The organism is Streptomyces sp. URMC 124, assembly GCF_051386455.1.
GTDB lineage: Bacteria > Actinomycetota > Actinomycetes > Streptomycetales > Streptomycetaceae > Streptomyces.
Window position 1 is genome coordinate 1 of record NZ_JBPQTS010000053.1, and the last position, 20860, is coordinate 20860.

At 72.3% G+C, this 20860-nt stretch carries 17 protein-coding genes; 13 read left to right on the forward strand and 4 right to left on the reverse strand.

The features are described 5' to 3' along the window. From ACSNOG_RS13865 to ACSNOG_RS13880, 4 genes are all read left to right on the forward strand, one after another. A partial coding sequence (locus tag ACSNOG_RS13865; RefSeq protein WP_436752931.1) for a biotin/lipoyl-containing protein occupies positions 1-1487 on the forward strand: 1487 nt, incomplete at its 5' end. Continuing rightward, positions 1484-2641 (forward strand): acyl-CoA dehydrogenase family protein, encoded by a 1158-nt coding sequence (locus ACSNOG_RS13870; protein WP_436752932.1) that lies wholly within the window; start codon positions 1484-1486, stop codon positions 2639-2641. The genes ACSNOG_RS13865 and ACSNOG_RS13870, both read left to right, overlap by 4 nt. Positions 2642-2655: 14 nt before the next feature. After that, positions 2656-3384 (forward strand): enoyl-CoA hydratase family protein, encoded by a 729-nt coding sequence (locus tag ACSNOG_RS13875; RefSeq protein WP_436752933.1) that lies wholly within the window; start codon positions 2656-2658, stop codon positions 3382-3384. Continuing rightward, positions 3372-4034, forward strand: a complete 663-nt coding sequence (locus ACSNOG_RS13880) for a TetR/AcrR family transcriptional regulator (protein ID WP_436752934.1) — start codon at positions 3372-3374, stop codon at positions 4032-4034. Before ACSNOG_RS13875 ends, ACSNOG_RS13880 begins: the two co-directional genes overlap by 13 nt. Positions 4035-4138: 104 nt before the next feature. On the opposite strand, the gene ACSNOG_RS13885 is transcribed toward ACSNOG_RS13880, so the two are convergent. Then, positions 4139-5257, reverse strand: coding sequence for a citrate synthase 2 (locus ACSNOG_RS13885; protein ID WP_436752935.1), 1119 nt, complete (start codon positions 5255-5257; stop codon positions 4139-4141). 362 nt (positions 5258-5619) lie between these two features. Here ACSNOG_RS13885 and pdxH point away from each other — a divergent pair, with 362 nt between their 5' ends. Next, complete coding sequence (gene pdxH / locus ACSNOG_RS13890) at positions 5620-6330, forward strand: pyridoxamine 5'-phosphate oxidase (RefSeq protein ID WP_436752936.1); 711 nt, start codon at positions 5620-5622, stop codon at positions 6328-6330. A gap of 436 nt (positions 6331-6766) precedes the next feature. Beyond that, on the forward strand, positions 6767-8146 hold the full coding sequence (locus ACSNOG_RS13895) for a PAS domain-containing protein (RefSeq protein ID WP_436752937.1): 1380 nt from the start codon (positions 6767-6769) through the stop codon (positions 8144-8146). Between the two features lie 195 nt (positions 8147-8341). On the opposite strand, the gene ACSNOG_RS13900 is transcribed toward ACSNOG_RS13895, so the two are convergent. Continuing rightward, positions 8342-9100 (reverse strand): SIS domain-containing protein, encoded by a 759-nt coding sequence (locus ACSNOG_RS13900; RefSeq protein WP_436752938.1) that lies wholly within the window; start codon positions 9098-9100, stop codon positions 8342-8344. Positions 9101-9295: 195 nt separating this feature from the next. Between ACSNOG_RS13900 and ACSNOG_RS13905 the strand changes: the two genes are divergently transcribed. The 3 genes from ACSNOG_RS13905 (at position 9296) to ACSNOG_RS13915 (ending at position 15982) form a co-directional block, all read left to right on the forward strand. Next, complete coding sequence (locus ACSNOG_RS13905) at positions 9296-9988, forward strand: metal-dependent transcriptional regulator (protein WP_030369085.1); 693 nt, start codon at positions 9296-9298, stop codon at positions 9986-9988. A 554-nt stretch (positions 9989-10542) separates the two neighbouring features. Continuing rightward, positions 10543-11409 (forward strand): alpha/beta fold hydrolase, encoded by an 867-nt coding sequence (locus tag ACSNOG_RS13910; RefSeq protein ID WP_436752939.1) that lies wholly within the window; start codon positions 10543-10545, stop codon positions 11407-11409. Between the two features lie 112 nt (positions 11410-11521). Further along, positions 11522-15982: an FtsK/SpoIIIE domain-containing protein gene (locus tag ACSNOG_RS13915; protein WP_436752940.1), complete on the forward strand. Its 4461-nt coding sequence runs from the start codon at positions 11522-11524 to the stop codon at positions 15980-15982. Between the two features lie 121 nt (positions 15983-16103). Here the strand turns inward: ACSNOG_RS13915 and ACSNOG_RS13920 are convergent, their stop codons facing one another. Beyond that, positions 16104-16376 carry a WXG100 family type VII secretion target gene (locus ACSNOG_RS13920; RefSeq protein WP_436752941.1) on the reverse strand — a complete coding sequence of 91 codons (273 nt, stop codon included), beginning with the start codon at positions 16374-16376 and terminating at the stop codon, positions 16104-16106. A 214-nt stretch (positions 16377-16590) separates the two neighbouring features. On the opposite strand from ACSNOG_RS13920, the gene ACSNOG_RS13925 reads away from it, so the two are divergent. From ACSNOG_RS13925 to ACSNOG_RS13940, 4 genes are all read left to right on the forward strand, one after another. Then, positions 16591-16851 (forward strand): hypothetical protein, encoded by a 261-nt coding sequence (locus ACSNOG_RS13925; protein ID WP_436752942.1) that lies wholly within the window; start codon positions 16591-16593, stop codon positions 16849-16851. Positions 16852-16888: 37 nt separating this feature from the next. After that, positions 16889-17716: a hypothetical protein gene (locus ACSNOG_RS13930; RefSeq protein ID WP_436752943.1), complete on the forward strand. Its 828-nt coding sequence runs from the start codon at positions 16889-16891 to the stop codon at positions 17714-17716. Between the two features lie 154 nt (positions 17717-17870). Next, the gene (locus ACSNOG_RS13935; RefSeq protein ID WP_436752944.1) at positions 17871-19310 is read left to right on the forward strand and encodes a PE-PGRS family protein; all 1440 of its coding nucleotides are present in this window, start codon (positions 17871-17873) and stop codon (positions 19308-19310) included. A 34-nt stretch (positions 19311-19344) separates the two neighbouring features. After that, positions 19345-19971, forward strand: coding sequence for a hypothetical protein (locus ACSNOG_RS13940; RefSeq protein WP_436752945.1), 627 nt, complete (start codon positions 19345-19347; stop codon positions 19969-19971). 13 nt (positions 19972-19984) lie between these two features. Here the strand turns inward: ACSNOG_RS13940 and ACSNOG_RS13945 are convergent, their stop codons facing one another. Further along, on the reverse strand, positions 19985-20653 hold the full coding sequence (locus ACSNOG_RS13945; protein WP_436752946.1) for a hypothetical protein: 669 nt from the start codon (positions 20651-20653) through the stop codon (positions 19985-19987). Positions 20654-20860: the final 207 nt, after the last annotated feature.

Genomic DNA, 20860 nt, shown 5'->3' on the forward strand with positions numbered 1-20860 from the left:
GGATGCGGATCGTCCGCGACGCGGCGCTGCTGGAGGCCGCGATGGCCTCCGCGCGGGCGGAAGCCATGGCCGCCTTCGGTGACGACGAGGTCTTCGTCGAGCCGTACGTGGAGGGCGGGCGGCACGTGGAGGTGCAGATCCTCGCCGATGCGCACGGGACCGTGTGGGAGCTGGGGACGCGTGACTGCTCGCTGCAGCGGCGGCACCAGAAGGTGATCGAGGAGTCGCCGGCGCCGGGCCTTTCGGAGGAGCTGCGGGCGGGGCTCGCGGAGTCGGCGGTGGCGGCGGCGCGGGCCGTCGGCTACGTGGGGGCCGGGACCGTGGAGTTCCTGGTGAAGGACGGGCGGGCGTACTTCCTGGAGATGAACACGCGGCTGCAGGTGGAGCATCCGGTGACGGAGGCGGTGTACGGACTGGACCTGGTGGCCCTGCAGTTACGGGTGGCGGAGGGCGCGGCACTGGAGCCGGAGCCGCCCGTGGGGTCCGGGCACGCCGTGGAGGCCCGGCTGTACGCGGAGGACCCGGCGGCGGGGTGGCGACCGCAGGTGGGGACGGTACGGGAGCTGTCGGTGGCCATGCCCCACCCGCACCGAACCGCTCGGCTCGGACGGGTGCGGGTCGACGCGGGCGTCGCGCCCGGGGACACGGTCACCCCGTACTACGACCCCCTCCTGGCGAAGGTGATCGCCTGGGCTCCCACCCGGCCGGAGGCCGTCCGGCTCCTCGCCCGCGCACTGGAGCGCGCCCGCATCCACGGGCCGGTCACCAACCGCGAACTCCTCGTCCGTTCGCTGCGGCACGAGGAGTTCGCCACGGGACGCATGGACACCGCCTTCTACGAACGGCACGTGGCCGCCCTGACCGCGACCGCCCCGCAGGACGACGGCGCCGCAACCGCCGCCCTGGCCGCAGCCGTCGCGGACGCACAAGGCCGCTCGCGGTTCGGCGGCTGGCGCAACCTCGCTTCCCAGCCGCAGGAGAAGCGCTACCGCTCCGAACCGGACGGCACCGAGCACACCGTCCGCTACCGCCTCACCCGGAACGGGCTGGAGACCGAAGGGGCCTCCGGCATCCGGCTCGTGGAGGCCTGCCGCGAGCGCGTGGTGCTGGAAGCGGGCAACCGGGTCCGTACCGCCTATGACGTCGCCGTGTACGGCGACCGCGTCCACGTGGACTCACCCCTGGGCGCCCACGCCTTCACCCTCCTGCCCCGCTTCCCCGACCCCGCGGCCGTCCCCGCGGCCCCCGGTTCCCTCCTGGCCCCCATGCCCGGCACCGTCGTGCGCCTCGCCGACGGGGTCGCCGAGGGGTGCCCGGTCGAGGCGGGGCAGCCCCTGCTCTGGCTGGAGGCCATGAAGATGGAGCACCGCGTCGTCGCTCCGTCCACCGGCACGCTCACCGCACTGCACGCCGCTCCCGGCCGCCAGGTCGAGGTCGGCACCCTGCTCGCCGTCGTCACCGAGGAGCCGAAGGAGCCGTCGTCATGAGTCTCGTGGAGACCCGGGAACACCAGGACCTGCGCGCCGCCGTCACCGCACTCGGCAGCCGCTACGGGCGCGCGTACGTCACCGCGGCGGTCCGTGACGGCAAGCACACCGACGAGCTGTGGGAGGAGGCCGGGAAGCTCGGCTACCTGGGCGTCAACCTGCCGGAGGAGTACGGGGGCGGCGGCCGCGGCATGGTGGAGCTCTCCATCGTGCTGGAGGAGCTCGGCGCCGCCGGCTGCCCGCTGCTGCTCATGGTCGTCTCGCCCGCCATCTGCGGCACGGTGATCGCCCGTTTCGGCACGGAGGAGCAGAAGCGGCGCTGGCTGCCCGGGATCGCCGCCGGGACGACGAAGATGGCCTTCGGCATCACCGAGCCCGACGCCGGTTCCAACTCCCACCGGATCACGACCACGGCGCGACGGGAGGGCGGGGACTGGGTCCTCAGCGGGCGCAAAGTCTTCATCTCCGGCGTCGACGTCGCCGACGCCACGCTCATCGTGGGCCGCACGGAGGACGAGCGCACGGGAAAGCTCAAGCCTTGCCTGTTCATCGTGGACAGGGACGCCCCCGGGTTCCGCAGAGACCTCATCCCCATGGAACTGGCCTCCCCGGAGAAGCAGTTCGAGCTCACGCTCGACGACGTGCGGCTGCCCGCGGAGGCCCTCGTCGGCGACGAGGACGCCGGACTGCTGCAACTCTTCGCCGGCCTCAACCCCGAGCGCATCATGACCGCCGCCTTCGCCATCGGCATGGGCCGCTACGCCCTGGGCCGCGCCGTCGACTACGCCCGCACCCGGCGGGTCTGGCGCGAGCCCATCGGCGCGCACCAGGCCGTCGCGCACCCGCTGGCCCAGTCGCGCATCGAGATCGAGCTCGCCCGGCTGATGATGCTCAAGGCGGCCCATCTCTACGACTCCGGCGACGACACGGGTGCGGGCGAGGCCGCCAACATGGCCAAGTACGCCGCCGCCGAAGCCGCCGTCCGCGCCGTCGACCAGGCCGTGCACACCCTCGGCGGCAATGGCCTCGCCAGTGAGTACGGGCTCGCCCAGCTGCTGACGGCGTCGAGGGTCGCGCGGATCGCGCCGGTCAGCCGCGAGATGATCCTCAACTACGTGTCGCACCACACGCTCGGCCTGCCCAAGTCGTACTGAGAAAGGCGGCATTCGTGAAGCTGGTTCACCTTTCCTCGGAGCACGGCGTCACCACGCTGACCCTGGACTCCCCGCACAATCGCAACGCCCTGTCGTCCCGGCTCGTCGCCGAACTGCTCGACGGCCTGACCCGGGCCTCGGAGGACGACGGCACGCGCGCCGTGCTGCTGACCCACGCCGGCACCACCTTCTGCTCCGGCGCCGACCTGAGAGAGACGGGCACGGACGGCCCGCAGGCCCTTGTCCGGCTCATGCGGGCCGTGGTGGAGCTCCCCAAGCCGGTGGTGGCCCGGGTGAACGGCCACGTGCGCGCCGGCGGGCTGGGACTGCTGGGGGCCTGTGACATCTCCGTGGCGGGGGAAGCGTCCTCGTTCGCCTTCACCGAGGCCCGGCTCGGGCTCGCACCCGCCGTCATATCCCTGCCGCTGCTGCCGCGCCTCGACCCGCGGGCGGCGGCTCGCTACTACATGACCGGTGAACGGTTCGGGGCGGCGGAGGCCGTACGCATCGGGCTGGTCACCGCGAGGGAGGAAGAGCTCGAAGCGGTCCTGGACGGGCTGCGGCGCGGCTCGCCCCAGGGGCTCGCCGAGTCCAAGGCCCTGGTCACGGCGGACGTGCGAGCAGCCTTCGAGCGCGACACCGGCCGCCTGACCGAACTGTCCGCCCGGCTCTTCGGCTCCGCCGAGGCCCGCGAGGGCATGACCGCCTTCCTCGAGCGCCGGGAGCCGGTGTGGGAGCGTTGAGCCTCCCCAAGCAGGACCGCAGCCGCGCCACCCGGCAAAGACTCCTCGAAGCGGCCATCGCCTGCCTCGCCGAGCACGGCTGGGCGGGCTCGACCGTCTCCGTCGTCGCCGAGCGCGCCGGTGTCTCGCGAGGAGCCGCCCAGCACCACTTCCGCACCCGGGAGGAGCTGTTCACGGCCGCGGTGGAGTACGTGGCCGAGCAGCGGTCGGCCGCCGTGCGCGGGCTGCTGCCGCAGGTGCAGCTGCTCATCGGCCCGGCCCGTACGCACCTGGCCGTCGGCCAGCTCGTGGACCTCTGCACCGGACCGCTCTTCCGCGCCGCCCTGCAGCTGTGGGTCGCCGCCGCGAACGACGAGGCGCTGCGCACGCGCGTCGTCGAACTGGAGGCGCGGGTCGGCCGGGAGGTGCACCGGATGGCGCTGGAACTCTTCGGCGCCGACGAACGCCGCCCGGGCGTCCGCGAGACCGTCCAGGGCTTCTTGGACATGTGCCGCGGCCTCGGCCTCGCGCACCTGCTGACGGACGACAGCGCCCGGCGCGACCGCGTGGTCCGGCACTGGACCGGCGTCCTCGGCGACCAGCTGTCGCCGCAGGGCGCGTGCGCCGCCGCGCAGGGCGAGTGCGCCGCCGCGCGGGGCGGCGGCGCGTGAGGCCGGGGCGGCGGCCTGAGACGGGAGGCGGCGGCGCCTGAGACGGGAGGCGGCGGCGCCTGAGGCCGGGCGGGGCGGCCGCGCCCGGGCCCGGCCCCGTCGGGTCAGCGCGCCAGGGCCGCCGTGCCCGTGATGTCCGCGAAGCCGTCGATCTCGCGCGGGTCGCGCGGGCCGGGGCCGATGTAGCGGGCGGACGGGCGCACCAGGCGGCCCGTGCGCTTCTGCTCCAGGATGTGCGCGCTCCAGCCCGCCGTGCGGGCACAGGTGAACATCGACGTGAACATGTGCGCCGGGACCTCCGCGAAGTCCAGGACGATGGCGGCCCAGAACTCGACGTTCGTGGCGAGCACCCGGTCGGGGCGGCGGTTGTGGAGCTCCTCCAGGGCCGCCTTCTCCAGGGCCTCCGCGACCTCGTAGCGCGGCGCGGCCAGCTCGCGGGCCGTGCGGCGCAGGACGCGGGCGCGGGGGTCCTCCGCGCGGTAGACGCGGTGGCCGAAGCCCATGAGGCGCTCGCCGCGGTCCAGGGCCTGCTTGACGTAGGCCGTGGCGTCGCCCGTGCGCTCGATCTCCTCGATCATGCCGAGGACGCGGGAGGGCGCGCCGCCGTGCAGCGGGCCGGACATGGCGCCGACCGCGCCCGAGAGCGCCGCGGCCACGTCGGCGCCGGTCGAGGCGATGACGCGGGCCGTGAAGGTGGAGGCGTTCATACCGTGCTCGGCGGCGGACGTCCAGTACGCGTCGACGGCCTTGACGTGCTTGGGGTCGGGCTCACCGCGCCAGCGCTTCATGAAGCGCTCGACCACGGTCTCCGCCTTGTCGATCTCGCGCTGGGGGACCATCGGCAGGCCCTGGCCGCGCGCCGACTGGGCGACGTAGGACAGGGCCATGACGGCGGCGCGGGCCAGATTGTCGCGGGCCGTCGCCTCGTCGATGTCGAGGAGCGGCTTCAGGCCCCACACGGGGGCGAGCATCGCGAGCGCGGACTGCACGTCGACGCGGATGTCACCCGAGTGCACGGGGATGGGGAACGGCTCGGCGGGCGGGAGACCGGGGTTGAACGAGCCGTCGACCAGCAGGCCCCAGACGTTGCCGAAGGACACCTGGCCGACCAGGTCCTCGATGTCGACGCCTCGGTAGCGGAGGGAGCCGCCTTCCTTGTCGGGTTCGGCGATCTCCGTCTCGAACGCGACGACTCCTTCGAGTCCGGGTACGAAGTCGGACATCAGGCGGCTCCTCATGATGTGTGCGACAGCTGGGGCGCCGGGCCCGGTCGGGCGCGGCCGCATCGGTGCGACTCGTGGTCCGTCACCGGTCAACCGGGTCATGCCCCGAGCGGCGGGCCTTCACCCGGTTCCGCGCCCGGACCGCTCAGCGGCGGGCTCGTTCCGGATACCGGCCGGAAACGATAGCCGGTGATGTGCGGGTACCACAGCTTCCCGCCCTGCGATTTTGGGGGGTTCGCCACATGCGGCGAAAGGTGATGTCCGGCACAGTAGGGGTTTTGCCCGCGGAAGGGTTACGGAGGGCCGGCCCCGGGCAGGCTCACCTGCTGCCCCGGGGCTTGTCGCGGGCCCTTGCTGACAGGATGGGCCGCGTGACCCACGCCGACGAGTTCCCCGCTCCCGAATTCCACGGCGGCGCGCTGGACGCCGCCGCCATGCGCGAGCAGTACCGCTCCGAGGGCCTCCTGGAAGCGGACCTCGCCCCCGATCCGTACGAGCAGTTCGCGATCTGGTTCGCGGAGGTGTTCGCGGCGGGGCTGCGGGAGCCCAACGCCATGGTCGTCTCCACGGTCGACGCCGCGGGCCGGCCCGGCTCGCGGACCGTGCTGCTCAAGGGCTACGACCACCGGGGCTTCGTGTTCTACACCAACTACGGCTCGCGCAAGGCCGCGGACCTGTCGGGCAATCCGTACGTCTCGCTGCTCTTCCCCTGGCACCCGATCGGCCGTCAGGTCATCGTCTCCGGCCGGGCCGAGCGCGTGGACCCCTCGGAGACGGCCGTCTACTTCCACTCGCGGCCGCGCGGCTCGCAACTGGGCGCCTGGGCGAGCGCGCAGTCGGCGGTCGTCGCGTCGCGGGAGGAGATCGACGCCGCCTACGAGCGGCTGCTCGCCCGCTATCCCGAGGGGGAGCCGGTGCCCGTGCCGACGGGCTGGGGCGGATTCCGCGTGACCGCGGAGAGCGTGGAGTTCTGGCAGGGGCGCGAGAACCGGCTGCACGACCGGCTGCGGTACGTGCGCGAAGCGCCCGGGGAAGAGGCCGCCGCCTGGCGGGTGGAGCGCCTCGCTCCGTAAGCGGTGCGCGGGGCCCGTCGGCGGGAGCTCGTGAGCGGGGCCGTGAGCGAGGCCCGGAAAACGCAGGCGATCCGTGGGCCGGCTACCGCCGCGCCCTGCGGCGCGGCGGTGCCGAGCGGACGACTCGGCGGCCCACGGATCGGGTGACTGCTTGGGATTGGCCGGCGGATCCCCTCATCTGCAGCTGGGAGACCCCGGCGTTGCGCTTGGCGCGACGACGGGCGCTAGCCCGCAGTCACCTCACGCGTCCGGAATGAAACCATGTCCCGAACCACCTCCCTTCTCGTGTGCGCACCACCCTAGGAAGCGCCCGGGTGAGCGACAACCGAATTTCCGGTGGGCAACGATTTCCCCGAAGACGGTGTGGTGCCCATCACGGTCGAGTTGAATGACCCGTCGTGCAGGACATGCAGACGCGTCCAGCTGGGGGTACCTCGTGACCGCACCACACACGTCAGGCCCGGCCCGCCCGGCCGCCGCGCCCGGTTCGGTGGAAGCCGCCGACCACGACGGCTCCGGCCTCCTCGCGGCGCTCCTCGACGGCATGGACACCGCGCTGTGCGCCTTCGACGCCGAGGGCACGGTCACCCACTGGAACCGCGAGGCCGAACGGATACTGGGCTGGAGCGCCGCCGAGGCCGTCGGGCGGCAGGGCCTGGCCGGCTGGGCGGTGCGGCCCGCCGACGCCGCGGAGGTCGCGGCCCGGCTGGACGCGGCCATGGCGTCCCCCGGCCGCCACGTGCACGAGTTCGCGCTGCTCACCAAGGACGGCGGGCGGGTGCTGGTGCGCACCCAGCTGTCGGCCCTGCCCGGCCCGGGCGACCGGCCCGCCGGGGTCTACTGCGCGTTCAGCGAAGTGCACACGCAGATCGACCTGGAGCGCTCCATCGCGCTCAGCGAAGCCCTCTTCGGGGACGCGTCCTGGGGCGTCGTCCTCGTCGACGCCGACCTGCGCCCGGCACTCGCCAACGCCCATGCCGCGCGCGCCCTGCGCACCGGCCGCACCGCCCTCCTCGGGCGGCCGCTCGGCGAGCTGCTGGACCAGGGGGTGGAGGAGGTCGAAGGCGCCCTCCAGCACGTCCTCGCGGCGGGCGCGCCGCCCGCCCCCACCGACCTGTGGGTCACCCTGCGGGACCAGGGCGGCGCCCCGCCCGAGCGCCGCTGCTGGCGCAGCGGCTTCCTGCGGCTGGCGTCACCGCTGGCCGAGGAGCCGGTGCCGCTGGGGGTCGCCTGGCTGTTCCTGGACGTCACGGCCGCCCGGCTCACCGAACAGGACAGCGCCCGGCTGCGCTTCCGCGCCAGCCAGCTGCACCGGGCCGGCCGGGCCGTCGCCGAGTGCGAGGACCCCATGGAAGCGGCGTCCCTCTACATGGACTTCGCCCTCGCGGGCTTCGCCGACCACGCCCTGATCGACCTGCTCCCCGAGCCGCACCCGGCGCCCGAGTCCCCCGTCCGGCTGGTCAGAGCCACCGCCACGCCGGCCGGCACGCCGGGGCCCTGCCCGGCCATGGGCCGCGGCGGCCTGCCGGTGTCCTATCCGGACGGGCACCCGGCCCTGCAGGCCGTCGAGCGCTGCGGCTCCGTCCGCGCGGCCTCGGACTGCACGGAGACCTGGGCCACGGCGCGCAAGTGGCCCGAGGGCACCGTGCACGCCCTCGCCACGGCGCTGCGCAGCCGCGGGCGGACGCTCGGCGTGGTGACGTTCCTGCGCGGCCCGTCCCGCCGCCCCTTCGACCGCTCGGACGCCACGTACGCGGAGGACATCGCGTGCAGGGTGGCGGCGTCGATCGACCTGGCGGGCGGCCCGACGCCCTAGCGGGGATGCCACCGCTGCGGGCTGCGGTGTACCGCGCCCCGAGAGGGGCGCGGGGAACTGCGCGACGAGCCACGGACGGCCCGCAGGCGACGTGATCGCGCTGCATGGCACGGCGTCGTGCCGACCGCGGGCACCGGCGGACCGCTGGCGGTGCCGGACGACCGGCGCTGCCGGACCGCTAGCGCTGCCGGACCGCTAGCGGTGCCGGAAGAAGATCCGGTCCCCGTACTCGCTCAGCACCCGCCCGTTCCACTCGTGCCCGCCATCGACGTTGCCGGACCGCAGCATCGGCGGGTCGATGCCCCGGGCGGCCAGCTCCCCCGCGGCGGCCGCGACGACGGCCTGCATCAGGGCGCTGGTGACGACCGTCGACGCGGGGGCGAAGGGGGCGGCGATGCCGTCCGCCGTGAGCTCCGCGTCCCCGATGTCGATCTTGCTGTCGATGACGAGGTCGCAGTGGTCCTTCAGGAACGTGCCGGAGGCGTGGCGGGAGCGGGTGCGCTCGGCGTAGGCGAGCGAGGTGACGCCGATGACGCGGACGCCCAGGGCGCGGGCGTTCATGGCCATCTCCACGGGCAGGGGGTTGCGTCCGGAGAGGGAGATGACGATCAGGACGTCGCCGGACTGCACGGGGCTCGTGTCGAGGACCGCGCCCGCCAGGCCGTTGACGCGCTCCAGGGCGCTGCCGAGCGTGGCGGGCGTGACGTCGAGGCCGACGACGCCGGGGACGGCGAGGAGGTTGATCAGGGCCAGGCCGCCCGCGCGGTAGACGACGTCCTGGGCGGGGAGCGAGGAGTGGCCGGCGCCGAAGACGAAGAGCCGTCCGCCGTCCGCAACGGTGTCGGCGAGCATGGCCCCGGCGGCGGTGATGTGCCCGGCCTCCTCGTCGCGCACCCGCTGCAGCAGCCCGATCGCGGCGTCGAAGAACTGCCCGGCCAGCTTGTTCTCGCTCATCGCTGCGGGGCTCCTTAGATCGAGATCCGGTGGCGCGTACGGTCTGGCGTACGCTCGTGGCGCGGATCACGTTGCGGTCTGGACCAGGGCCCTGTCAATACGGCGGGCGGGCAGGGGCCGTACGCGGCACCGTTGTCGGCGGTATGCGTCAGAATTGGGTCCAGGGGCCAGCGCACGACTTATCGAGGGGCACGCATGTCCGGACTGATCGACACCACGGAGATGTATCTCCGCACCATTCTCGAGCTGGAGGAGGAGGGTGTGGTCCCCATGCGTGCCCGCATCGCCGAGCGGCTCGACCAGAGCGGGCCGACGGTCAGCCAGACCGTGGCCCGTATGGAGCGCGACGGCCTGGTGTCCGTCGCGGGCGACCGGCACTTGGAGCTCACCGAGGAGGGCCGCCGGCTGGCCACGCGCGTGATGCGCAAGCACCGCCTCGCCGAGTGCCTCCTGGTCGACGTGATCGGTCTGGAGTGGGAGCAGGTCCACGCCGAGGCCTGCCGCTGGGAGCACGTGATGAGCGAGGCCGTGGAGCGCCGCGTGCTGGAGCTGCTGCGCCACCCCACCGAGTCGCCTTACGGCAATCCCATTCCGGGCCTGGAGGAGCTGGGCGAGAAGGCCGAGCCGGACCCGCTGCTCAATGAGGACATGGTCAGCCTGATGGACCTGGACGCCGGGTCCGACGGCAAGACGGTGGTCGTACGCCGGATCGGCGAGCCGATCCAGACGGACGCCCAGCTGATGTATTCGCTGCGGCGCGCGGGCGTTCAGCCCGGCGCGGTGGTCAGCGTGACGGATTCGGCGGGCGGTGTGATCGTCGGCAGCAGCGGCGAGGCCACCGAGCTGGAGCCGGACATCGCGGCGCACGTCTTCGTCGCCAAGCGCTGAGGCCTTCCGGCCCGGGACCCCGCTTCGCCCGCGCCCCGCTGCGCACGGCTGCCCGAGCAGCCCGCAGCGGGGCGTCGTGCTGTCCCGGAATCCTTGGCCGAGTCCTTGGGTCGAATCCCTGGGCTGAAGCCTTGGGCTGGGTCAACTCCCTTGAATCTGGCTGGAGTCCGCGTAACGGGCCCGCGGGAGGCCCGGCCGTGCCACGCTGGCGCTGGCGCGCATATGCGCGGCACGCCGCCGTCCCGGGGAGGGAGAGCGCGATGAGGCCCGTGGGGGGTGACAAGGGCCCCGGCGCCCTTACGGGCAGCCGGGGCCCTGCCTCCCCATATACCCCCGTGGCGACCCGGAGCCCCGAGCTCTCAGGGTCCGCCCCGCGGACCTTCTTCCCCGAGCGGTCCGCGCCCAGGTCGATTAATCCCCTGGGTGCCGCCGGCCAACCCTTCCCCGAGGTCACTCGAACGAGGGGTGTTGCGCGCGATGAGCATGCATTCGAATGTAAGTTCTATATCGTCGTCGTGAAACTGCTCGGGGGAGAGTAGGGGGTGCCAGGGCTCATGGTTCGGCGTATCGACGTGAGTGGGAGCGGCGGAGTGCGGCTCGCGGCCTGGGAGTTCGCCGATCCGCCCAAGCGTTCCTGCCGGGAGGGGGCGGACGGCCCCCCGGCGGTGCTGCTGCTCCACGGCCTGATGGGCCGCGCCGCGCACTGGGCCGAGACCGCCCGCTGGCTGTCCGGCCGTCACCGCGTGATCGCCCTCGACCAGCGGGGGCACGGCCGCAGCGAGCGCCCCGCCGACGGACCGTATACGCGCGAGGCCTACATCGCCGATGCCCAGGCCGTCATCGAAAGCCTGGAGCTGGCCCCGGCCGTCCTGATCGGCCACGCCATGGGCGCCCTGACGGCCTGGCAGCTCGCGGCCCGCCGCCCCGATCTGGTCCGCGCGCTCGTCATCTGCGACATGCGGGCCTCGGCGATGGGCGCCGCCACCCAGCGCGAGTGGGGCGAGTGGTTCCGCTCCTGGCCGGTCCCCTTCGCCACGCTCGCGGACGTCCGCAAGTGGTTCGCCGAGGGCGACCCCACCCTGGAGCGCCCCCGCCCGGCCCGCGGGGACTACTACGCCGAGATCATGGCCGAGCGCGCCGACGGCTGGCGCCCGGGCTTCTCCCGCCGCCAGATGTTCCAGGCCCGCGAGACCTACGCCCACGACGCCCACTGGGAAGAGCTCGCCCTCGTCCGCTGCCCCACCCTCGTCGTCCGCGGCCCCGACGGCGAACTGGGCCGCGCCGAGGCCCAGGAAATGGTCCGCGTCCTGCCCCGCGGCACCTACGCCGAGATCCAGGACGCGGGCCACCTGGTCCACTACGACCAGCCGGAGGGCTGGCGGCAGGCGGTGGAGGGGTTCCTGGAGACGGTGCTGCGGTGAGGAGCCGCGGACGGCACCGTCCTCGTACTGCCCCGTCCCCGGCGAGATAGCCTCGACGCGCCAGAAAATCTGTTCGGGCCGGCGTCCGGGGACGAGGGGGAGGAAGCCAGTCATGCGAGTCCTGGTGACGGCGGTGCGGGAGGGGGCCGAGCCACAGGATGTGATGGTGGACGTGGACGACGCGGCCACCGCCGCCGATGTGGCGGAGGCACTGGCCGAGGCACTCGGCTCGCGTCCCGCACCTCCTGCGCCCGCCGGGCCCGGATCCGGGGTGGTCATCCCTCTCCACGGCCCCTTCGGCAAGCCCGGGGCGGGCGGGAGCGCGCCCAGCCTGTGGGCTGACGGCATGCGCTGCGAGCCGCACGCGCCGGCCGCCGGGCTCCTGCGCGACGGCATGCGGCTGACCGTCGACGACGCCCTCGGCCCGTTCCTGCGCGCCGGTGAGCCCGTCGGCCGTGTCGAACTGCGCGTCGCGGGCGGGCCGGGGGCCGGACGCGTGATCCGGCTCGGTGCCGGGGCACTGACAGTCGGCTCGGCCCCCACATGCGGGCTGGTCGTCGCCGACCCGTACTTGCCGCCCCTCGCCTTCCGCGTCGCCACCGACGTGACGGGAAAGGTCACCGTCGCGCCCCAGGAAGGCGTTCAGGCCCTCCTGGCCGGAAAGCCCGTGGCCGGACAGCAGGACTGGCCGAAGGGCGCGCTCCTGAAGGCCGGCGAGTCCCTCTTCGTCCTCGACCTGCCCGGCGAACCCGATGCCCACCTCGCGCCCACCGGCGAGGGCGGACTCGCCTACAACCGGCCGCCCCGCCTCTCCCCGCTGCGTCCCCGCCCCCGGATCGCCGTGCCGGGCGAGCCGACCCGTGGCGAGCGCGCCCGCCTCCACCTCATCGCCTCGCTCGTCCCCCTGCTCTTCGGCCTGGGGATGTACTTCGTCACCAAGCAGCTCTACACCCTGCTGTTCTGTCTGATGAGCCCGCTGATGATGCTCGGCCAGTGGCTCAGCGACCTGCGTGAGGGCCGTAAGAAGCACCGCAAGTCGATGAAGCAGTACAAGAAGGAGAAAGCGGCCTACGAGGCGGAGCTGGCCGCGCTCTGCGCCGAGGACCAGCGCGCCCGCAGGAACGCCTTTCCCGACCCCGCGGAGACCCTCCTCTTCGCCACCGGCCCGCGCCGCCGGCTGTGGGAGCGCAGGAACACCGACCCCGACGCGATGCAGCTGCGCCTGGGCGTGAGCGACCTCCCCGCCGACATCGAGATCCTCCCCGCCCAGGGCGGCTTGTACGGGGACGAGCCCCCGGCCCCGCCCGTGGTGCCCGACGTCCCCGCGACGCTTGCCTACGTGGAGCTCGGCGTCGTCGGCATCGCCGGCGACCGTGCCCGTACGCTCGCCACCGCCCGCTGGCTGGCCGCCCAGGCCGCCGCCCTGCACAGCCCCCGCGACCTCTCCCTCGTCCTGCTCTCGGCCACCCCCGAGGCGGCCGCCGCCTGGACCTGGGCCCACTGGCTCCCGCACACCGCCCCCCAGCTGGGACAGGACTGCGTCGCGCTCCTCGGTACCGACGCCGAGACCATCGCGCGCCGCGTCAACGAGCTGCTGAACGAACTGGAGCGGCGCAAGGCCACGGCGGAACGCATCCACGCGGGCGGCGCCCTGCGCCCGGACCCGTTCGTCCTCGTCGTCCTCGACGGTGCCCGCCTGCTGCGCCGCGTCCCCGGCGTACCCCAGCTGCTCCAGGAAGGACCCCGCCACGGAATCTTCGCGCTCTGCCTCGACGAGGACGAGCGCCTGCTGCCCGAGGAGTGCCGGGCCGCGGTCTGCTGGCCGCCCCACCCCGGAGGCCGCGCCCGCCTGCGCGGCTCCGGCCTGGAGTCCCTGGGCGAGGTCCTCGTCGACCAGGTCGGCGCCGACTGGTGCGAACTCGTCGCCCGCTCGCTCGCCCCCGTGCGCGACGTCAGCCGTGACGACGCCGACAGCGCCCTGCCCACCGCCGCCCGCCTGCTCACCCTCCTCGGCATGCCGGACCCGACCGGCACCGACATCGAGCGCGTCTGGCGCGCCGGAGGAGCCACGACCGCGGCACCGATCGGTCTCGCCGCTGATGGTCCCTTCGTCCTCGACATCCGCCGCGACGGCCCCCACGCGCTCGTCGCGGGCACCACCGGCGCGGGCAAGTCCGAGCTCCTCCAGACCCTGATCGCCTCCCTGGCCGTCGCCAACCGTCCGGACGCCCTCAACTTCGTCCTCATCGACTACAAGGGCGGCAGCGCCTTCATGGACTGCGCCCGCCTCCCGCACACCGTCGGCATGGTCAGCGACCTCGACGCCCACCTCACCGAACGCGCCCTCGCCTCGCTCGCCGCCGAGCTCAAGCGCCGTGAGGAGATCCTCTTCGACACGGGCACCAAGGACATCGAGGACTACAACGACACCCGCGCGCTCCGGCCCGAGCTGGAGCCCATGCCCCGGCTCGTCCTCGTCATCGACGAGTTCGCCTCCCTCGTCGCCGAGCTCCCCGACTTCATCGCCGGCCTCGTCGACATCGCCCGCCGAGGCCGCTCGCTCGGCGTCCACCTGGTGCTCGCCACCCAGCGCCCGGCGGGCGTGGTCAGCGCCGACATCCGTGCCAACACCAACCTGAGGATCGCCCTCCGCGTCACCGACGCCTCCGAGTCCCTCGACGTCATCGACGCCCCGGACGCCGGAGCCATCTCGAAGGCCACTCCGGGCCGGGCGTACGTCCGCTCGGGAGCACAGTCGCTGGTGGGCGTGCAGTCGGCGCGGATCGGAGGCAGGCGGCCGAGCGACGGGCGCTCGGGGCCGAAAGCGACGCTGGCGCTCCTGGCCGGCAGCGCGTACGGCCGCCCCCTGCTCCGGTCGGCCGGCCCGGACGACGACGGCACGATGGTCACCGACCTGGCCGTTCTGGTCGACGCCGTGCGTGACGGCGCGGCCAAGATGGGTTTCGGCGAGCCCCGCAGCCCCTGGCTGCCGCCGCTGCCGCAGCAGGTGTCCCTGGCCGAACTGCCGCCGCCCGCGCACACCCACCAGGACGTCGCGCCCGCGCCGTACGGCCTCACCGACCTGCCGGCCCAGCAGAGCCGCGCGCCCCTCGCCCTCGACCTCGTCCACGGCGAACACACGATGATCATCGGCGGACCCCGCTCCGGCCGCTCGACGGCCCTGCGCACCCTGGCGGGCTCCATCGCCCGGACTGCGGCACCCACTGACGTCCACATCTACGCGGTCGACTGCGGCTCCAACGCCCTGCTGCCCCTGGTGGGGCTGCCGCACGTCGGCGCCGTCGTCACCCGCGACCAGCCCGACCGCGTCCGCCGCCTGATCGACCGGCTCCTGGCCGAGATCTCGCGGCGTCAGCAGATGCTGGCCGCCGACGGCATATCCAGCGCCGCCGAGCAGCGGGCCACGGCGGCACGGCCCGAGGACCGGCTGCCGTGGATGGTGGTCGTCCTGGACGGCTGGGAGGGCTTCACCTCGGCCTTCGAGAATTACGACTACGGCCGCCTCATCGAAGCCATGCTGCGCATCTTCCGCGAAGGCTCCGCCGTCGGCCTCAAGGTCGTCATGACGGCGGACCGCTCGGGCTTCGGCGGCCACGTGTCGTCGGCCTTCGGGGACAAGCTGATCCTGCGGCTCGCTGACCCCGGCGACTACGCCTCGGCGGGCTTCCGCTCCCGGGACGTGCCCAGTGAAATGCCCGCCGGCCGGGCGCTGCGCCTGACGGACGACGGCGTACAGGAGACCCAGCTCGCGCTCCTGGCCGACGACCCCTCCGGTCAGGCGCAGGTCGCCGCGCTGCGCAGCATCGGTGAAGAAGCGGCCCGCGGCCGGTCGCGGCCGTCCCCGGAGCTGCGTCCCCTGCGTGTCGACGCCCTCCCGGCCCGCATCACCGCCTCCCAGGCGTTCGCCCTCGCACCCGACTTCACCCCGTCCCCGCTGTGGGCCCTGGTCGGCGTCGGCGGCGACGAACTGCAGCCGGTCGGCGTGGACCTCGAGGAACTGGGCCCCGGCTTCGTCATCGCAGGCCCGCCGAAGTCCGGGCGCTCCACCATGCTGCTCGGGGCGGCCCGTCTTCTCCTGAGCATCGGCACGCCCCTCGTCCTCGTCACCCCGCGCCGGTCCCCGCTGCGCGACTTGGCGGACGAGGCCGGAGTCCTGGGCCTCCTGGGCGCGGACGACTCCAGTAGTGACCTGGAGGAACTGACGGAGAAGGCCGAGGGCCGCCCGTACGTCGTGGTGGTCGACGACGCCGAACTGCTCTACGACACCTCAATGGACGAGGCACTGGAGGAGGTCGTCCGCAGTGGCATGGACGGTGGCCACGCCATCCTGGCCGCCGGTACGACCGACTCCCTGGCGAGCCAGTACCGCGGCTTCGTCGTCGAGGCCCGCAAGTCCCGCAACGGCGTGCTGCTAATGCCGCAGAGCCCGTCCGAAGGCGACCTGTTCGGCGTCCGCCTCGCCGCCAACAGCGGAGGGGGCGCCACCGCCGGAAACGGTCTGCTCGTACGGGCCGGTCAGTCGATGCCGGTGCAGGGGGTACTGGAAGGCTGAGCGCGGACCGGCCGACCGGCCGGGGACCGCAGCGACAGAACGACGGAATGCCCCGCGCCCGGTGCAGGGCGGGGGCATTCCGTCGTCATCGCCGTTGCGGCGATGTCGCGACTATGGCGCGTCAGCGGGCGGTTGCGCGCTGAATGTTGTCGTGGCTCGTCTTCGCCGACTTGCTCGCGGCGTTCAGCGTCTCCACGAACTTGTCAAAGGTCGGCTTGATGTTGGCCCACTCCTCACGGAAGTGGTCGGCGCCAGGGCCCTTCCAGAAGTCCTTGCTGCCGGTGGTGCGGGTCTGCAGGAACTTGATCATCGAGGCCAGGTCGCCGGCCTTCTTGTGGAAGTCCTTGGAGAGCTGCTCCAGCGCCTTGAGATCGGCACCGTGGTCCACGCTCATGGAAATCCCTCCCCGTAGTCATGGGCAAGCGGTCTGCCCGTGTGTTCGAAGGGACGCTATCGCACCTGTGTTCCGTTCCCGTCCGGACGTCCTGCGCGTCGATCCGGAACAAGAGATTCCGTACACTGCTCGAACGTAGTCCCGAGGGTGCTCCACCGAACGGTCATGACGTGGGGTTATGCTGACGACTCGTGGGTCAGGGGGGTACTGAGGGATGGCTGAACCGGACGCCAAAGAGCTCAACGAGCGTGCAGGAAAGCTGAATTCACTGGCCGACCACATCGAATCGCTGGTCGACAAGCCGCGCACGTACGCCACCACCACGATGAAGACCTGGGCCGGCCCGCATGCCGACGACACGCGCGGCAAGCTGAACTCCTGGAACACCACCTGCCGGACGGTGGCGGGGCAGCTGAGGGCCGAAGCGAGCAAATGCACCCAGGACGCTAAGGATCTGCAGCAGCAGAAGAAGTGATCCGGGTCGCCGGCCGGCTCACTCGGAGAGACGGAACATGCCTTCTTTCGACAGTTCACGCGGCCGCTTCAGGCTGGCCGACCGCCACATCGCCGTCTTCGGCCACCTCGTGGACGGTGAGATACCGCCGGAGGAGCTCCACCCTTCCCTGGGCGAGCTCCAGCAGATCGGTCTGGTGGGACCGGAAGGAGAGTTCGCTCCCCTCCTGCGTGATCTCCTCACGACACTGGCCGAGCCGCTGGTCGTGATTCATGTGGAAGTCAACGGCCAGTTCGGCCCGGTGAACCACGGGCTCGTCGTCGGGCGTGGCTGCGTCTTCGCTCACGAGGGATGGCCAGGCGAGGAGGAGTCGGAGTACGTCCCCGTCGAGCTGCGCACCCTGGTGTGGGAGCTGGCCCGGATGGTCGGCCTGCGCAACCGCGATACGAAGAAGCCGGTGATCGACCGCATCGAGACGACCATGGCCGCCCTGGACGCCGCCTTCGTCGCGCTGGACGAGTCCGGGGGTGACGAGGAGAAGGCCGTCCGGCTGGCACGGACGGCGGTCGCAGGGGCGTCCGCGCTCGAAGGACCGGAACTGGACGAGTTCACCGATCTCGTCCTGGCGCTCGATGCCCACTGGCGCGTCACCGTGGCCTGGGGCGGCAAGGGCGAGGGCGAGCAGGAGCCCATGGCACGCGCTCTGGCGGTGTGGGACGGCGGCCCCCGCGGCTACTGGATACGGGAAAAGCCGGAGGAGCCGATCGAGCCGGGCCAGGTGGGTCCGGACAGCGCCCTGCACCTGGTCGCGACGAGCCCCGGCGAGGTCTGGGACAAGATCACTGACCTGCTGCCCGACACGGAAGACCTGACCGACGGGGCGTGAGCCCGGGGCCGTCGTCCGCGGGGCCCGAGCGGCGGACCTTGCCGCCGCCGCTCGTACCGGCCACTGACGACGGCTTCGGCGTACGCCCGGAACGCACGGCACCGAGTTCGAAGCGGCCGTGCACGAGACGCGCAACGCGTCAGGGGGGATGAACATGAGGAACGTCAACCCGGATCACCTGGACGGGCTCGCCAAGCTCTTCGATGAACGAGGCGGCGTCCGGGACAAGCTCGACGAGGCCTTCACCCGGGCCCAGGGCCTGGGCGTGAGCGACAAACTGTCGTCCCTCAAACCGATGCGGAGCTGGACCACGGACACGGCTCCGGACCTCCGGAAACGAGCGGCGGTGGCCCGGCTCGAGAACGGGGACTCCACAGCGGGCCTCAAGTGGGCCGGATTCAGCGCCGAGGACATCTCGAAGGCCGGCATCGCCTACTTCGCCCCGGACATCCTTCTGATCGCTAACGCGATGGCGACCAGCGACAGCGTGCGAGGGCACGCCTTCCGCCGTGAGAAGGGTGAATCCCTCGACGACTGGGTCGACCGCATGCGGGCGCACGAGATCGCGCGGATCCCGGGCCTCGAACCCTACGAGGCTGAGATCAAGGAAGCGCTCGGCGCCTGGGGCGACATCAAGAACTCCATCGGCCACGGCAGCCGCGCTGCCTTCTACAGCGTGTACGTGCCGAAGACCCTTCTGCAAAATTCCCTGGCACAGGGCTATCTGCAGACCAAGAAGCTCCAGATTGCCGGTCTCATGCAGAGGCTGCCCAACGGGCGCTGGTGGGTGCCGGGCCGGGTCGGCGCCTGGGGGGCGGCATGGGCCCGGACGGATCCCGTCATCCGGAACCTAGCGGCTCCGGGAACCTGGCTTCCCGGAGAACTCGGTTCGCTGGCCTCGGGAAGCCAGCTCTTCCAGCGCGCCAGGCAGTGGCCGGTCGTCGGCATGTTCATCAGCGATCAGATCGGCGCCCGGTGGAACACCTTCCTCGGGTCCGGAGCCATGGACCGCCCGATATTCAGGGGGTATTCCGGAAACCAGATCGTCCGTGGGCTGGTGGGCAACGATGAACTCGCCGCACTGCACGGTGCCCGGACGCACGCCGGTCAGGTCCCCACCCGCGCAGCACACGCGAGCCTGTGGAAAGTCAGCAGGAACGTCTCCATGGACGCCCGGATGCTCGAGGGCAAGGGACGGCTTGCCGCATGGGGCGAAGGCCTCAAGGTCGCCGGAAAGACCGGAGGCGCCCTTCGCGGCCTCGGTGTCGTGGGCGGCGTCTATTCGACCGGCTACAGCGTCGCCAACGTGGTGGCGCAGGGCAACCCGGCCAATCATTTCACGGACCGGGAGCACGGGGCCAAGTATGTGGCGGACGTGGCCGAGGTTGGCTTCAACGCCTCGCTGACCGCGGCGACGGTCGCGCCAAACCCGGTCACGCTCGGAGCCGTTGCGGTGACGGGTGCCGTCTATGTCGGCGCCAAGGCCGTGGAGCACTGGGACGACATCAAGGACAAGGGCGGCAAGGCCCTCAAATGGACCGGCAGCAAGGCGAAGAGCCTGGCCAAGAAGGCGAATCCGATGAATTGGTTCTAACCGGGGTGAGCAGGATGAGGAAGAAGGGAAGCCGGTGAGCGCAGAGACGGGTCGGCGCGTACAGCCGGTCAAGCCTCGGGCGACGCCAGGGGAGCGCCGGTGGCCGGGCACCGTCGGCGTGATGGTCGCCACGCCGGCGGTTGTGATGGGAGGCGCATGGCTCGTTCAGAGTGACAGTTTGCTCTGGATAGCCGTGGCCACGTGCGTCGTGCTGGCCGCCTTGCTCGTCGCCGGCGCACTGTGCGGGCCCGGGGCGGGGCCCGGCACATGCGTGGTCGTCCTCGGCTTCGCCTTCTGCCTCTTCGTCGGTCCGGCCATGAACGACTTCGTGCTCGACCGGCGCGGTGACCGGTACGAAGGTGTGATCACTGATGTCGAGGGCTACTACAAGAAGCACGGTGACGGCCGTACCTGTTCCGTAGCGCGCACGGGCTCCGGGCGGAAGCGCACTTATGAGGTGAACGACACGGCCGGCTGCGACGAGGGCTTCGCGCCGGGACGGAGCGTCACCCTCGTGGTCGATCCGGGCGGCTGGCTGCCGACAAGGCTGGACAATGCTGTCCACGGCCTGTCGTCCGGGATGGCCTGGACCTGCGGTGGGCTGCTGGCGGCCATGGAGGCGTTCATTCTCTACGGCAGGACACGCCGTCGGCCGCGCTGAGGGCCGCAGCCGGTCAGCGGTCGCCGATGACCGCGACGGCGAAGGCCAGCCTGCGATCCAGCCACGGCGTCAAGACGGTGAAGGTGTAGTCGTCCGACTCCATCACCTTCTCGCGTCCCGCGGACCACAGCAGGGTGCGGCCCCTTTGGTCACCACCGGCGGGCTCGGACAGGAACACGGCCATCGCCAGTCCGCCGAGAACCTTGCCCGCGGCGTGCGCCGCCATGCTCAGGGGGTTCAGCGTGGACCACTTGTTGAGTCCCGTGATCTCGGGACGGCCCGGTTGTTCGATGCGCCATGTGGGCCGCGAGAGCTCACCTGACGGCGGAATCCGCCTGATGCCACCAATGACCTGCCCTTGGCCGTCGCGCACCGGGTAATGGCGCTCGTCGCCGACGGACTGAGGCTCGCCGATCGAGCAGAGGACTTGTTGCGCCCGCTCGTCCTCGTACAGCACGTGGGCGCCCAAGCGGGCCGCCTGGGAGCCGAAGAATGCGCAAGGCGCGTTGATGCGCTCCTGACCCTCGATCCGGGGGACACGTACGGCGTTCTGCCCGATGACGGGACGCTTGCGGCCTGCACCGATATCCCGTTCCACGGTGCCTATTCTGAATTGCTCGACATCGCGCCAGTCGACGGCCGGGACCGGGGGTTCGCTGTTCCTGGTTCTTCCGAAAGCCATGCGCCAACCCTACTGATGCGCTGCACGGAGGCCGGGACGCGGACGGGGCGAGGCCCCTCACCGGACCTGCGCAAAGGCGGTCGCCGGCGCTTCGACACGCCGCGTGTTTGTCAAGGTCACGACACCCCCTGTCACCCTCTAGCATGCGCCTACAGCACCGGGCGCCGTTCGGCGCGCGAGGTTCATGAAGCATAGAGGGGGAACCGT

Excerpts from the sequence above, each read along its gene's own strand:
- ACSNOG_RS13870 (WP_436752932.1), top strand. The coding sequence starts at position 1,484 with ATGAGTCTCGTGGAGACCCGGGAACACCAGGACCTGCGCGCCGCCGTC.
- ACSNOG_RS13885 (WP_436752935.1), bottom strand. The coding sequence starts at position 5,257 with ATGTCCGACTTCGTACCCGGACTCGAAGGAGTCGTCGCGTTCGAGACG.
- pdxH (WP_436752936.1), top strand. The coding sequence starts at position 5,620 with ATGGGCCGCGTGACCCACGCCGACGAGTTCCCCGCTCCCGAATTCCAC.
- ACSNOG_RS13900 (WP_436752938.1), bottom strand. The coding sequence starts at position 9,100 with ATGAGCGAGAACAAGCTGGCCGGGCAGTTCTTCGACGCCGCGATCGGG.
- ACSNOG_RS13905 (WP_030369085.1), top strand. The coding sequence starts at position 9,296 with ATGTCCGGACTGATCGACACCACGGAGATGTATCTCCGCACCATTCTC.
- ACSNOG_RS13910 (WP_436752939.1), top strand. The coding sequence starts at position 10,543 with ATGGTTCGGCGTATCGACGTGAGTGGGAGCGGCGGAGTGCGGCTCGCG.
- ACSNOG_RS13915 (WP_436752940.1), top strand. The coding sequence starts at position 11,522 with ATGCGAGTCCTGGTGACGGCGGTGCGGGAGGGGGCCGAGCCACAGGAT.
- ACSNOG_RS13920 (WP_436752941.1), bottom strand. The coding sequence starts at position 16,376 with ATGAGCGTGGACCACGGTGCCGATCTCAAGGCGCTGGAGCAGCTCTCC.
- ACSNOG_RS13925 (WP_436752942.1), top strand. The coding sequence starts at position 16,591 with ATGGCTGAACCGGACGCCAAAGAGCTCAACGAGCGTGCAGGAAAGCTG.
- ACSNOG_RS13930 (WP_436752943.1), top strand. The coding sequence starts at position 16,889 with ATGCCTTCTTTCGACAGTTCACGCGGCCGCTTCAGGCTGGCCGACCGC.
- ACSNOG_RS13935 (WP_436752944.1), top strand. The coding sequence starts at position 17,871 with ATGAGGAACGTCAACCCGGATCACCTGGACGGGCTCGCCAAGCTCTTC.
- ACSNOG_RS13945 (WP_436752946.1), bottom strand. The coding sequence starts at position 20,653 with ATGGCTTTCGGAAGAACCAGGAACAGCGAACCCCCGGTCCCGGCCGTC.